This window comes from Pandoraea sp. CB10b_02, from assembly GCF_002216225.1.
GTDB lineage: Bacteria > Pseudomonadota > Gammaproteobacteria > Burkholderiales > Burkholderiaceae > Pandoraea > Pandoraea nosoerga.
In genome coordinates this window covers 16,273-28,965 of the sequence record NZ_NJGW02000033.1, presented here as the reverse complement: position 1 = coordinate 28,965, position 12,693 = coordinate 16,273, and the positions used below count along the sequence as shown (strand labels likewise).

Annotated in this window: 12 protein-coding genes; 3 read left to right on the top strand and 9 right to left on the bottom strand. The window is 66.8% G+C overall.

Going from position 1 to position 12,693, the window contains the following annotated elements; genetic code table 11:
- From CDN36_RS21520 to CDN36_RS21485, 8 genes are all read right to left on the bottom strand, one after another.
- On the bottom strand, window positions 1-366 hold a 366-nt coding region (locus tag CDN36_RS21520), incomplete at its 3' end, for a hypothetical protein (RefSeq protein WP_287497856.1).
- 248 nt (window positions 367-614) lie between these two features.
- Window positions 615-1,220 (bottom strand): type III secretion system chaperone family protein, encoded by a 606-nt coding sequence (locus CDN36_RS21515; RefSeq protein ID WP_287497855.1) that lies wholly within the window; start codon window positions 1,218-1,220, stop codon window positions 615-617.
- A gap of 42 nt (window positions 1,221-1,262) precedes the next feature.
- Window positions 1,263-2,090, bottom strand: a complete 828-nt coding sequence (locus CDN36_RS21510) for a hypothetical protein (protein WP_287497854.1) — start codon at window positions 2,088-2,090, stop codon at window positions 1,263-1,265.
- A 9-nt stretch (window positions 2,091-2,099) separates the two neighbouring features.
- Window positions 2,100-3,887, bottom strand: a complete 1,788-nt coding sequence (locus CDN36_RS21505) for a putative porin (RefSeq protein WP_287497853.1) — start codon at window positions 3,885-3,887, stop codon at window positions 2,100-2,102.
- A gap of 74 nt (window positions 3,888-3,961) precedes the next feature.
- Window positions 3,962-4,687 carry an energy transducer TonB family protein gene (locus CDN36_RS21500; RefSeq protein WP_287497852.1) on the bottom strand — a complete coding sequence of 242 codons (726 nt, stop codon included), beginning with the start codon at window positions 4,685-4,687 and terminating at the stop codon, window positions 3,962-3,964.
- A 10-nt stretch (window positions 4,688-4,697) separates the two neighbouring features.
- Complete coding sequence (locus CDN36_RS21495) at window positions 4,698-5,108, bottom strand: ExbD/TolR family protein (RefSeq protein WP_287497851.1); 411 nt, start codon at window positions 5,106-5,108, stop codon at window positions 4,698-4,700.
- Between the two features lie 12 nt (window positions 5,109-5,120).
- Window positions 5,121-6,893 carry a DUF2341 domain-containing protein gene (locus CDN36_RS21490; RefSeq protein WP_287497850.1) on the bottom strand — a complete coding sequence of 591 codons (1,773 nt, stop codon included), beginning with the start codon at window positions 6,891-6,893 and terminating at the stop codon, window positions 5,121-5,123.
- 98 nt (window positions 6,894-6,991) lie between these two features.
- Window positions 6,992-8,728, bottom strand: coding sequence for a ShlB/FhaC/HecB family hemolysin secretion/activation protein (locus CDN36_RS21485; RefSeq protein ID WP_287497849.1), 1,737 nt, complete (start codon window positions 8,726-8,728; stop codon window positions 6,992-6,994).
- Between the two features lie 258 nt (window positions 8,729-8,986).
- On the opposite strand from CDN36_RS21485, the gene CDN36_RS21480 reads away from it, so the two are divergent.
- Window positions 8,987-9,466, top strand: coding sequence for a hypothetical protein (locus tag CDN36_RS21480; protein WP_287497848.1), 480 nt, complete (start codon window positions 8,987-8,989; stop codon window positions 9,464-9,466).
- Window positions 9,467-9,574: 108 nt separating this feature from the next.
- Here CDN36_RS21480 and CDN36_RS21475 read toward each other — a convergent pair whose 3' ends face one another.
- The gene (locus CDN36_RS21475; protein WP_287497847.1) at window positions 9,575-10,258 is read right to left on the bottom strand and encodes a helix-turn-helix domain-containing protein; all 684 of its coding nucleotides are present in this window, start codon (window positions 10,256-10,258) and stop codon (window positions 9,575-9,577) included.
- A gap of 254 nt (window positions 10,259-10,512) precedes the next feature.
- On the opposite strand from CDN36_RS21475, the gene CDN36_RS21470 reads away from it, so the two are divergent.
- Together CDN36_RS21470 and CDN36_RS21465 are read left to right on the top strand one after the other, a co-directional pair.
- Window positions 10,513-11,823 (top strand): MFS transporter, encoded by a 1,311-nt coding sequence (locus CDN36_RS21470; RefSeq protein WP_241014061.1) that lies wholly within the window; start codon window positions 10,513-10,515, stop codon window positions 11,821-11,823.
- 47 nt (window positions 11,824-11,870) lie between these two features.
- Window positions 11,871-12,653 carry an aldolase gene (locus CDN36_RS21465; RefSeq protein WP_150557137.1) on the top strand — a complete coding sequence of 261 codons (783 nt, stop codon included), beginning with the start codon at window positions 11,871-11,873 and terminating at the stop codon, window positions 12,651-12,653.
- Window positions 12,654-12,693: the final 40 nt, after the last annotated feature.

Sequence of the window (12,693 nt, the reverse complement as noted above, 5' to 3'; positions counted from 1 at the left end):
TTCGCGTCGCTGCATCAGCAGCAGAGAAGTGAGATTATGTCGCAGCTTCTCGTCGTCGTCAACAGTTTTTTCGCACTTCCCGCTCGCCGCCGTAGCGACTCGCCCGCTCAAAAACCGCCAACCACCGGGCCTCTCGGCCCCCTCCCGCCCCGTCGCTTCGCTGCTTGCGCTGCGTCGCCGTCGTTGCGAGAGACGAGATATTAGACAGGATCGCCGCGACATGCAAGGAGTTTGTGAAACTATTTTGAAGGTGACGGAAAATGCGCGCGTCTCTTCATCTTCCTGATTCTCGAATGTCGCTAATGGGAAGACAGAGAGACGGATCGCGGCGGCGAAAGCGTCGCGCAACGCCGGGACGGTGACCACCCGCCCTCGACACCGCTGCCGGCGCTTACGGCGAAGTTCGCATACCGCGGGATCGCGCTGACAAAAAGCGCCGGCAGCCCACTGGTCTGGGCCGCCGCGCTACCGGCAAACCGGCCTTCGCCCTGCGCGATGCTGAGCTATGGTGAGGTCCGAAGAAACATGACGGTGTGCACCAGGCCAGGCGCCGCGCATACCTGTACTCGCGAGAACGTCGGCGCGTCGCGCGCGAATGTCACGCCGTCGACGCTTCAGTTGAGCGCCTTCGAAGCAGACAACTCGTCGGCGAAGGCGCCCGAGCCGGCGGCAGCGGCGGACGCATCGTTTCCAGTGCCCGAAGCGGCCGCGTCGCCCTTAGCGGCAGCTCGCTGCGTGAAGTTGCGCAGATGAAGGAAGAACTGCCCCATCATCTCGACCCACAGCCGCAACGAGAAGCGCAGGAACTCCTGCGACACGCCGCCTGCCACGAAAACGTCCATCTCCAGCACCAGGAACTCGCCGTGCGCCGCGACGCGAGCAAAGCGGCGCGAGCGATGCCACTCGTTGAGCAGCCCATCAGGCAATTCGCCGCCCTGTACGCGCAAGGGGCAGCTCAGCGTGAAATCCAGATATTGATCCACGCCAGTCTGATTCCCCCAGTGCACCTGATAGCCAATACCGTGGCTCGCGCTGTGCAAGCGCGTGACGAGATCGTCCTGCTGCACGGACACCGCGCAGCCAGCGGCACGAATGGCGTCGGCGACCTGCGCCGACGTGACAAACATCACGACTTCGGCCTGCACGGTCGTTCCCGCCGCAGTGGCGCCGGCGTGCGCGGCGTCCTGATTGTCGTGTTGCGTCGTGTTCTCTTGGCTCATGCCAGTCATCCTCGAACTTACGGTTTCTGAATTGCCGCGGGCTTATCGGGCAGCACCCGGCGTGGGTGCCGCCGTGGGTGCCGCATCAGGGACCAACGCCGCAGCGGACCTGTTGGCGATGGCCGCCGCGGCCTGCTGCTCATCGAACTTGCCCTCATAGAGCTTGTCGCCGTACTGCTGCGCGATCTGCTCGTACTTCACGCGGGCCTGCGACGCGAACGGCTGACGCGCAGCCACGACCGTCGCCACGTCCATCGTCTCGTACGCCGTCAGGATTTCCTGACCGACGGCGTACAGCCGCTCGTTCTTGTCCTTGCACATCGCGAGCGCTACACGCTGGGCCGCAGTCTCGTCGGCCAGATGCTTGCGCTGCGCATCTGCCTGGCGCGCGAGCTTGAGCAACTCGTCGTAGGCGTTGCGGTATTGCGCGATCTGCGCGTTCGCCTTGTCGGCCACGGCCTTGACCTCGGATTGCGACGCACGAGCGTCCTGCGCCAGACGCTCGCCCGACTGCCGCTGCGCCGCGAGCTGCTGCCTGGCTTGCTCGAGCTGCTTGCGCAGCGCGTCGGGCGACTCCTTGCCGGGCGCTGCGGCAGACGCACCGCCCGCCTTGAGCGCGGCCAGTTCGTTCCTCGCCTGCTGCAGCTGCTCCGTCGTCTGACGCAGTTGCGTGCGCAGCCGCTCCTCCATGCTCGGGGCCCCTTGCGGCGACTGCGCCGAGGCGGCCGCGCAGACGACGAACATCGCGGCGGCCAGCCCTTGCCTCAGTCGCGGGACATTCAGTGAGACATTCAGCGAAACATCCGGCAACACCTGCCATACCTGCCATACCTGCCATACCCGCAATATGCGCGCGGTCTGTTGACTCATGACACCTCCTCAGAATCGCGCGTTGACTTCGATCTGCAGCGTGTCGATCGACTGCGGCGCGCCATAGACTTCCTTCGTCGACAACCAGCGGCCCGTGATCCAGGCGTTCTTGTCGAAGGCATAGGAGCCGCCGAAGTAATAGCCCTTCGCGTTCGTGCCGCCGCCGTGGAACGTCGAATCGTTGTACGCGTCGGGCACGGCGTCGGGCTCGATGCGCTTGTAGCCGAACAGGAGGTTCCAGTCGCCGCGCGCGGCCATCACCGGCTTGCCGAAGGTCGCCTGGAACATGTAAGCGTTGGGCCCGCTCTTGAAGTTCTCCCGCGTGGCAGCGCCCGCGCCGAAATTGTTGACGATGCCGCCGTTCGCCCTCGCCCACATCTCCCCCTCGTTGTAGGCGAGGTTGCGGATGTAGTTGACGTCCAGACGCAGCGGATAGCGGCCGGCGAGCATGGTGTCCCAGCGCGCCGACAGATCGAGCAGCTGGAACTTCGACGCGTAACCGACATACTGGGGCTGCGGCGTATTGGCCGGATCGATCGGATTGAGCGCGATGTTGCGCAGCAGCATGAGCGTATTGCCCTTTTGCATGAACGCCGGACGCGACCAGTCGCTGTCGCAGCTCGTCTGCCCCGCGTAAAGCGCGCACGGCGACGAAAGCTGCCCGGTAATGTTGCGGAAATCGAAGTAGCCGACGGTGCCGCGGAATGCGTTCTTCGAGTCGAGCTTCCAGTTTGCGCCGAACTGGGCGCCGAGCAGCCACTTGGTCTGGCTCGACATCTTGTCCTGGCTGTTCGACGGCGAGTTGTCCCCCGAGTATTCGAGCGGGATGAACCCGAGCGAGCCGAACAGTTCGACGTTCTGCGCCTGCGGCAGCGTCTTGTTGAACTGCGCCGCAATCCCGTCGATGTTCAGATCGTTCGAGAACAGCATGTCGCTCGTGACATATGGCGGCGTAAAACGACCGCCAGTGAACTTCACCCAGCTGAACGGCTGATACGACATCCACATCTGATCGAGCCAGACGCCCTTCTTGTTCAGGCCGCCGCCAAGCGTGGTGTTGGTCGAAACCGGGCTGTCGTCGTTGCTGCTTGCCAGACGCACGCCGGCTTTGACCTGCTCGGACACGTCCGCAAAGATGCCGAAGCGGGCCCGCGCACGGAACTGGTTGGTGCGGTTCTGGGTGGTATTGAGCAACGGCGGCAGCGCCACATTCGTATTGGTGTTGACGTCGAAGCCGTTGCCGCGATTGATTTGCGCCCAGTCGATCTGCGTGTTCGCGTTGCTGCTCGAGTAGAAGCGCGACTCGTTGCGCAGACGGAAGTCGCCCTCGATGTGAATGCGCTTGGTCCACTCAGGCATTTCGTTCGGCGCGGCCCACCCTTCCGACCTGGCCTGTGCCATCACCTCGCTCTTGACCTCGTCGCGGATCTGATCGCGCGTGGTCTGCGAGATGTACGGAACGCGCACGTCGCCCGGCTCGGCGGCCGCGCCGGCCGCGACGCCCGCGGCCGCCGGCGCGGACGCCTGCTTCTGCGCGGCCTGCGAGGCCGCATAGGCTTCCGTCTCGGCCTGCGCGAGCAGCGCCTCGCCGGTGGCCTTGTCGATCGCGCCGCTCTTGATCAGGCCGCGAATGAGCTTGACCATCGCGGTCTCTTGCGGCGCGCGCGGCGCCTGCGCATGGGCCACGCCCGCGGCGCACATGAGTGCGAGCGCCAGCGCGACCGCGCCCGCCGGGCCGGCAACGCGAGGGGTGCGCCGCGCAACGGGCGCGCCGGTCATACGTTCCAGTGCTTTCATCTTGTGTGTGACTCTTGCGTAAATAGGAAGTCCGGCGTGCGCCGTAAGTGTCTTGCCGTGTGTCTTGCCGCGCGTCATGGCCTGCGCCCCCGGATGCTCATTGACAGCGGATAACGCAGCGACGCCGGCGGCTTCTCGTCCGCGTGGAAGTCGCGCAGCATTGCAAGCACCGCTTCGTCAATGCCCGGATTGCCCGTGCCCCGAATGAGCTGCGCGCGCGTGGCGCGCCCATCGGCGTCGAGCCAGAGGTCGACGCGCACGTCGTCGAAGGCCAGCGTGCGGGTGCGCGGATCGCGCCCGAACGCCTGCTGCAACGAACTCGCCAGCCAGGCGCTGTACGAGCGGCTGCCGAGCCCGCCGCCACCGCCGGTCATGCCGCCGCCGCTGCCGGCGCCGATACCGAACGCATCGGTGCCCGCTTGCGCGTCGCCGTTGATCGTCACGGCGTCGCCGAGATCCTTCGTCGGGCTGGGCGGCGTATCGTCCTTGGGCGGCTCGACCGGATCGGCCGGCTTCGGCTCGACGACTTCCGGCTTCACCTTCTCGGGCTGCGGCTCCGGCGGCTTTTCCTGCGGCGGCGGTGGCGGTGGAGGCGGCGGCAGCATGAGCATCGGCGGGGCGCTCACCTCGCGGCGCACGCTGGCCTTGTCCGTGAGCAGATGCCAGAAGAGCGCGATCAGCCCGAGCACCACGAGCACCACCAGGCCGCCGACGACGAGCCCGCTGCGGCGGCGCAGCAACCCGAGCGCGGCGCTGGCGGGCCGGGCTGCCGGGCGGGACGCATAATCGCGAGGTCTCACGCTGCGCTCCTCACTGCGGCTTGCCGGTCACGAGGCCGACCTGGTTCAGATCGATGCGGCGCAACAGGTCGAGCACTTCCACGACCTTGGCGTACTGCACCTGCGCGTCGCCGCGCACGATCACCGGAAAGTCGGGCGTGATCGCCTTTTCCGTGCGCAGGCGATCCTCGAGCTCGGTGAGGCTCACCGGATAGGCGTCGAGAAACACCTGACCGGCGTTATCGACGGTGATCGCCTTGGTCTTCGGCTTTTCCAGCGCCACCGAGGAGCTGGCCTTCGGCAGATCGACCTTGATGCCGGGAATGCTGGCGTTGCTCGTGAGGATGAAGATCACCAGCACCACCAGCAGCACGTCGACGAACGGCGTGATGTTGATGCCGCCCGCGCGCTTTTTCGCCGCGAATCGGGTTGCGTTTGCCATGGCTCGTCCCCGTCACGCGCGCTGCAGCACAGGCTGGCGGCGGCCTTCGCCCTGCTCTTCCGCGAGGCGCGTCGTGAACTCGTCGACGAACACCGCCATGTCGGCCGCGATGGCGTCCGAGCGCGAGACCAGCCAGTTGTAGCCGAACAGGGCCGGAATCGCCACGCCGAGACCGGCGGCCGTACACAGCAGGGCGGCGGCCATGCCCGGCGCGACCGAGTTGATGTCCACCGCGCCGGCCATGGCGGCCACCACGAACACCAGCATGATCCCGATCACGGTGCCGAACAGACCAACATACGGTGCGCCTTCGATCGATGTCGAAAGCCAGTTCATGCGGCGGCTCATGCTTTCGACTTCGCGCACCATCGCACCGTCCATCGACGCGCGAATGGCGCTGATGGTCGCGTCGGAGACAGCGCTCGTGTCGTAGCCGAGTTCATGGCGGCGATGCAGTTCGTCGAGCGCAACTTCATACAGGCGCCACAGCGGCGACTGGTTGCGCACGCTGTCCGGCACGCGGTTCGCACGCGCGATCTGGTCGAGCGGTGCGCCCGAGGCCTCGCGAAAATACGCCATGAACACCGCGTTGGCCTGAGCCTTGGCGCTGTAGCTGCGGCTCTTCGTGATCATGATCGCCCACGACACCAGCGCCATCAGACCGAGCACGCAGACCACCACCCAGGCGTCGACCGGCATGGCCGCGAGAATGAACGCGAAGTGACTCTTGCCGGCTTGCTGCTCGTCCGCACCGAACGCAATCAAACGCGACTCGGCGCCTTGCGAGACTGCGTCGGTCTGGAGCAGCGCGGCGCCGCGCGCCACCTTCGACAGGCGCACCTCGTCCACGGCGCCGGACAGGCGCGCGAAGCCGCCCGTCGCGCCCTCGGCGTCACCGCCGACAGTCGCCGGCGAATTCAGGGCGGGCAGCGCAACGGCGAGCGTGCCGGTGGCGTGGCCGCCCACATACAGCGTGACCGACTTGCCGTCGGAGGTCACGGCCACGTGCGACCACTGGCCGGCCTGAATCGGCTGCCCTGGCGCGGTGCGCTGCGTGCCGACCTGCACGAACGGCACGCCCTGATCGACGCCGATGACCAGTTCGCTGCCGCCGTCGCGACGCACGTAGATCGCTTCGTTCGCGCCGAGCTTCTCCGGGCGCACCCAGGCCGAGAACGTGAAGCTGCCGCCGGCGGCGACAGCCAGCGACGGCGAGGCGGGCAGCACGATCGGCGAAGCGCCCGCTTGCGCGCCACGGCCGATGATCGCGCCGTCGAGCGACACCACGGCGTTCTGGCTGTTGTTGCCGTAGGCCGTCGTGTCGCGTGCGGGCACGTTCGGCTCGCCGAAGTGATAGACGGCGGTGTAGTCAGGATCGAACACGCGCTGGCCGCTGCCGGCCGCCGGCGCCTTGCGGTTGCCGTAGTACATCCAGATCTGCTGCTTGCCGGTCGCCGTGATGGCCGGCACGTCCACCCACACGAGCGCGATGCCGAGCACCGGATCGAACTGCTCGATCTGGTGATTCAGGACGGTCTTGTCGTCGGCCGCGACAAAGCGCAGATCGGCGCCGGTCTCGTTCACGCCTTCGAAGCTGAAGTTGCCGGTATGCAGACGCAGCAGCATCGGCACGCGGCCGGCGTCGCCGGTGATGTTGCCGCCTTGCGGGCCCGCGTCGATGGTGATGGGCTTGCGGTACGCCCAGTCCGGTTGCCACCAGGCGTGCGCGAGCACCGGCAGCAATGTGCCGATGAGCGCAAGCAGGAATGGAAGAATGCGTCGCATGGCTTTGGTTCTCCGTGTATGCCGCCCGACGCTTTGCATGGCGCACCGGGCATCAGGTCGTGAATGTGTCGTGTTGTCCTGGCTGGCGGTTTCGTCGCTCAATAGGTCGCCGTCACGCTGAAGTTCAGCCGCGGCTTGTAGCGCTGCGTGCGCGGACCGTTCGTGAGCGGATAGGCCGCATCGAATCGTCCCGTCACGTGCGAGGTCAGGCGCAGCGACGTGCCCACGCCCACCGACGCGAGCGAGAACCGGGAGGTCTGCTCGGGTAGTGGATCGCGCAGCCCCAGCCGTGCGCCGTCGAAGAACGCATAGGCGCGCCAGTTCGAGACGAGCGGGCCGAGCAGCGGAATCGGCGGCGTGCGCCACTCCACCGAGCCGACCACGCCGTAGTCGCCGGTGGCTTCGGCCGAGAGATAGCCGCGCACCGAATTCATGCCGCCGCCGGCGAGCTGCTCGTTCGAGACAAGCGGCGAGTCGGTCATCTGCGTGGCAATGCGCGCGGCGAGCTGCCAGCCGCCGCCGAAGGTGTAGGCGCCATTGGCGTCGGCGCGCAGCAGCGTGAAGCTGGGCGACGCCTTGTAGCGCTTCGCGTCGAACTGCGCGGGACTGCTGCCGTAGCCGAACAGGCTCGAAGTGCCCGTCACGATCGACGTATTGAGCCCGAGCTGCCACTGATCGCTCTGATAGAAGCCCGAGTAGCCCACCGTGATGGGTGCGTACTTGAGCGGCACCACGTCGCCGGCGGTGCCGAAACGCGTGGTCTCCGTGTTGTCCTTGAAGTCCACGCCGAGGCTGAAGGCGTGATACCAGCTTCCCGTGTCCGGCACGGTATAGGTCGTCTTGACGCCGATCGCGTGGCCCTTGCCGAGCACCGCGGTGCCGCCGGTCGTCGCGACGTTGCTGTCGGACGTATAGCCGTTGAGCTCCAGCGTCCACGGCGACGAACCGAGCGGCGCCACATATGAACCCGACCACACCTTGCTCTGCCTGAAGTCCTGCGGCGCGCCAAAGAAGCTCATCGACACGCGGTGACCGAGCTGCCACAGGTTGTCGTAGCCGAGCGACGCGAGCATGCGCAGCGGCTTCGTGTCCGCGCTGCGATCGTTGTTCACGCTCAGGCTCGCCCGCCACGGGTTCGTGTCCTCGACCTTGAGGTCGACGTCCATCGTGCCCGGCACCGCGCCCTGCTTCACGAGCGGCACCACCTGCTGGTCGCCGGTGCGGTTCAGTGCGGTGAGTTCGGCCTGCGCGGCGCTGAAATCCGGCACCTTGCCTTCGGCCAGCGACGGCACGCGCTCGCGCACCTCGCGCGGCGAGTGGTATTCCGAGCCGACCACGCGCAGGCGGCCCAGCCTGGTCTCGCTCACCTTCAGATAGACGACGCCGCCGGTGACTTGCTGCTCTGGCAGATCCACGTAGACCGACTGGTAGCCCTTGGCCTGATAGGCGGCGAGCAGGGCGTCGCGCGCCGCCTCGATGTCGGCGAGCGTGCGCTCCGGGCCGAGATACGGCGTGACGGCCTTTTCGATGGTCCGAACGTCGAGCACGGTGTTGCCGCGCACGACGTACTCGTTGATGTTGACTCGTTTGCCGACCACCTCTGCCGCCTTGCCCGCCTTATTTGCCTCTTCTGCCTTATTGGCCTCTTCCGCCTTATCGGCCTTGTCCCCCTTGCCCGCGACGCCGTCAGCCGGCAGGGCCGCCGCCGCGGGCTTCGCCGGTGCGTCCGGGCCGGTTTCCTGGGCCGTCGCCACGCCGTGAACGGCTCCCCCCAACGTGACGGCGCACACCGCCGCCCAGCGCAGCCACGGCCGGCTCGTTTTCATCAAACGCATATAGAAGACTCTGACTCGTTAGGTCGACGCGGCCCTGCCCCAATGCAGTGCCCCCGGTCGCCGGCGGAGCGCCCGTGGACGGGCGGCCCGCTGCGCCGCACGCAATCCGTGCCGACATTTCTCTTGGATACGGATACCTAGACGTGAGAGCGCGGCCTGCACTGGCGTTTGTCACGAGAAATTCATCTTTCTCGAAAAGCGCGCAGGCTGACGTATGCTCGTTACGTGGGAGTCCTGATGGACGGCCGGATACTTTCGATGGAGAGAGTTGCCATGCAGACGCACAGCACGCGGGGAATTCGGGGATGTGGGCCGGAGTGGCGCGCCGCGCTTGCCGCCGCCATGGCAGTGATGCTCGGTGCAGGCGCCAATGCTGCCGATGCCGCCAGTGCCACCACGAACGCCAATGCCGCCGCGGCCATGGCCGACGCGCCGCAAACCGTCGGCTCACCGGAAGGCGGGGTCCGGGCGGGATGCGTCGAAGTCGAAGTGAACGGCCAGCGCTCGCCGTCCTACGATTGTCTGACGAATCAGTTACAGCCGTCGTCGAGCCCGGCCGCCGCCGGCCGCGCGCCGGGGCTGGAATCCGAGGACATTGCGAACCGGCCCGGCAACCAGGTCGGCGGCCAGTTCAACTGGAGCGCGACATCCCAGCGCATGGGCAACAGCTTCGGTCACTCGGCCACGCCGCAGCGTCCCGCCACGCCGCCGCCGGCGCTGCTCATTCCCGGGCGCTGAACGCCGGGCGGCCGATGCCGCCGCGACCGGGACCGGGGCCGGGCCCGGGGCCGGCATCCTGTGCCGACGTCTTGCGCGGAGATTCCGCGCCATTATCCCGTCCCGCATCTAGCGCCCGTTGCCCGTCACGACGATCAGCACTTCCGCGTCGGTCCCAACGCTCCGGATACGGTGTTTCACGAGACCGGGGAATTCCGCGAAGTCGCCCTCGCGCAGAACGATCGACTGGTCGGCCAGCGCGATCTCGATGGCGCCGCGAAGGACGAAGAAGATCTCGTCGCCTTTGTGGAAAGCGGCCTCGCTCACATGGGCATCGGCAGGCAGCCGCAGCACGAGCGCGGTCGGCCCTTCACCGCCACCGCCACCTCCTCCGCCATCTCCCTCGCCGCCGCTAGCGCGGCTCAACGCCGCATAAAGGTAATCGGCGCCGCCCTGCTTGCGGTAGTGGCGCTGTGCGGCGCGCACCACGTGCACTACGCCCCTGTCCACCTGCTCGCCGAGCAAGGATGCGGCCGAAGTACCCAACGCCTGCGCAATGCGCAGCAATGCCGCAAGCGACACCGTCTTCTCTGCCCGTTCGAAGCGCGACAAATGTCCTTTGCTCAGCCCCGCGTCGAGTGCGAGCGCATCGAGCGTCATGCCGCGGCGCTGCCGCAACACCCGAACCAGCTCCCCCGGATGGTCGTTTCGCGCTTCACCGGCGCGCGTCGCCTCGCGCGAGCTCTCATGTTTGCGTCGTGTCTCGCCGGTCACGCGCTTGCGCGCCGGCTGCCGTGGCTTCTGGGTCGACAAGGTTGTCTCTCGATAAACGTAGGTTGTCCCCGCCGCGGACGCTCGTTCGTCCACGTAAACACCTATTTTGAACGGGATGCGAAAACGATTCTAAACGACTAGACTTCGAACCAAAGGACAACAAAGTTGTCCAAAAGGCAACGCTAGACAACATCGCCCCGTCCAGCTCCCAAATCCACGGGGCCGCGCGGGCGGAACAGCGAGGGCAAAACGCCCCGCCACGGTTTGGATACTTCACTCGACAGGGACATGCAATGGACACGGTAAAGCACGACGCGCCCGTCATGGCGCACGGCAGCCCCACGGTGGACCGCCGAATGGCGCGGGTCGCGTTCGCGTCCATGGCCGGCACGGCCATCGAAGCGTTCGACTTTCTCGCCTACGGCACGGCGGCCGCGCTCGTCTTCAACAAGCTGTTCTTCCCGAGCCTGGACCCGGCCACGGGCACGCTGGCGGCCTTCGGCGCGTTCGCATCGGGGCTTTTCGCGCGACCGCTCGGCGGCATCATCTTCGGCCACTTCGGCGACCGCGTCGGCCGCAAGTCCATCCTGATCATGAGCCTCGTTCTCATGGGGCTGTGCACCACGCTGATCGGCCTGCTGCCGACATACGACAGCATCGGCATCTGGGCGGCCGTGCTGCTCGTGGCGCTGCGCATCGGGCAGGGCGTGTCGTTCGGCGGCGAGATGGGCGGCGCCGTGCTCATGGCGGTGGAACATGCGCCGCCGAAGTCGAAGTCGTTCTACGGCAGCTTGCCGCAGGCCGGCGCGCCCATCGGCATCCTGCTGTCGACGGGCGCCTTCGCGCTGGTCAACCTGCTGCCCAACGAGCGTTTCCTGCAGTGGGGTTGGCGCATTCCGTTCCTGGCGAGCGCCGCGCTCATCGTCATCGGCGTGTTCATTCGCATGAAGGTCGAAGAGTCGCCCGAATTCACGGCGGTGCAGGCGCAGCGCAAGGTGGCGTCGCTGCCGGTGCGCGACGTGCTCGTGCGTCACTGGAAACCGCTCCTGCTCGCCATCGGCGGCAAGCTCGCCGAGGTCACGCTCGTCTACACGATCATCGTGTTCTCGATTTCATACGCCACGGCCAATCTCGGTTTCTCGCGCGCCGACGCCCTCAACGCGGTGATGATCGGCTCGGTGTGTCAGATCGCGACAATCCCGTTCTTCGGATGGCTCGGTGATCGCGTGGGCGCTCGGCGTCTCTATATCATCGGCACGCTGCTGCTCGCCGTCATGGCCGTGCCCCTATTCCACGCGATGGGCACCGGCTCGCTGCCGATCTACACGGCGGCGGCCGTCGTGGCGCTGGCGCTGAACTACGCCGTCATCTTCGGGCCGCAGTCGAGCCTCTATGCCGCGCAATTCCCGCCGGAGCTGCGCTACTCGGGCATTTCCATCGGCATTCAGGTGGCCGCCGCCCTCGGCGGCGGGCTTGCCCCGCTCATCGCCGCCACGCTCGTCGCGCGGCTCGGGGGCATCGGCTCGGTCGGCATTTATCTGAGCGTGCTGGGCGTGATCGGCGCCGTGAGCGCATGGTTCATGAAGCCCACGGCGTCGGACTGACGCGGCCCGGCCGCTCGACGACAACCATCTTCACACGGAGGAACGACATGCTGGACAAGGTAAAACAGGCAGTCACTGACCGCGCGGTCAACGAAATGCGAACGCGCCTGGATCTGGGCAACTGGACCGACAGGGAAAAGGTCGTGCTCACATGCCGCATGCTGGCGATGGAGAATCATTCGGAAACGCTGGCCGGACAGATTACCGTGCGCTGCGACGACGGCACCTATCTCACCACGCCGCTGGCCGTGGCGTTCGACGAGATCGAGCCGCACCACGTGATCCGGGTGGACGACGCGCTGCGCCTGCTCGAAGGCAAAGGCATGGCCAACCCGGCGGTGCGCTTTCACCTGTGGGTCTACCGGCGCCGACCCGACGTGCGCAGCATCGTGCACACGCATCCGCCTTACGTCTCGACCCTGTCCATGACGGGCCGCCCGCTGCGCGTCGCACACATGGACGCCACGCCGTTCTTCGACGACTGCGCATTCCTGAAAGAGTGGCCGGGCCTGCCGATCGCCGACGACGAAGGCGAGATCATTTCATCGGCGCTCGGCACGCGCCGCACGATCCTGCTCGCGCATCACGGCTTTCTGGCGGCAACGTCGTCCATCGAGGAGACGGCTTACCTGTCCATGCTCATCGAGCGCGCCGCGCGCAATCAGCTGATGGCCGAAACGCTCGGCCCGGTAAAGGAACTCGATCCGGCGCTCGCCAGGGAATCGCACGACTTCCTGCTGCAGCCGAGCATCGTCAAGGCGAGCTTCGCGATGTTCGGGCGTCGCGTCCTGCGGCACGCACCGGACGCCCTTCGTGACACGAGCGCGTGAGCCGATACGAAGCGGCACGCCGAGCTCGCGCGCATGGCCC

Excerpts from the sequence above, each read along its gene's own strand:
- CDN36_RS21465 (WP_150557137.1), top strand. The coding sequence starts at position 11,871 with ATGCTGGACAAGGTAAAACAGGCAGTCACTGACCGCGCGGTCAACGAA.
- CDN36_RS21485 (WP_287497849.1), bottom strand. The coding sequence starts at position 8,728 with ATGCGTTTGATGAAAACGAGCCGGCCGTGGCTGCGCTGGGCGGCGGTG.
- CDN36_RS21515 (WP_287497855.1), bottom strand. The coding sequence starts at position 1,220 with ATGAGCCAAGAGAACACGACGCAACACGACAATCAGGACGCCGCGCAC.
- CDN36_RS21495 (WP_287497851.1), bottom strand. The coding sequence starts at position 5,108 with ATGGCAAACGCAACCCGATTCGCGGCGAAAAAGCGCGCGGGCGGCATC.
- CDN36_RS21510 (WP_287497854.1), bottom strand. The coding sequence starts at position 2,090 with ATGAGTCAACAGACCGCGCGCATATTGCGGGTATGGCAGGTATGGCAG.
- CDN36_RS21470 (WP_241014061.1), top strand. The coding sequence starts at position 10,513 with ATGGACACGGTAAAGCACGACGCGCCCGTCATGGCGCACGGCAGCCCC.
- CDN36_RS21490 (WP_287497850.1), bottom strand. The coding sequence starts at position 6,893 with ATGCGACGCATTCTTCCATTCCTGCTTGCGCTCATCGGCACATTGCTG.
- CDN36_RS21505 (WP_287497853.1), bottom strand. The coding sequence starts at position 3,887 with ATGAAAGCACTGGAACGTATGACCGGCGCGCCCGTTGCGCGGCGCACC.
- CDN36_RS21480 (WP_287497848.1), top strand. The coding sequence starts at position 8,987 with ATGGAGAGAGTTGCCATGCAGACGCACAGCACGCGGGGAATTCGGGGA.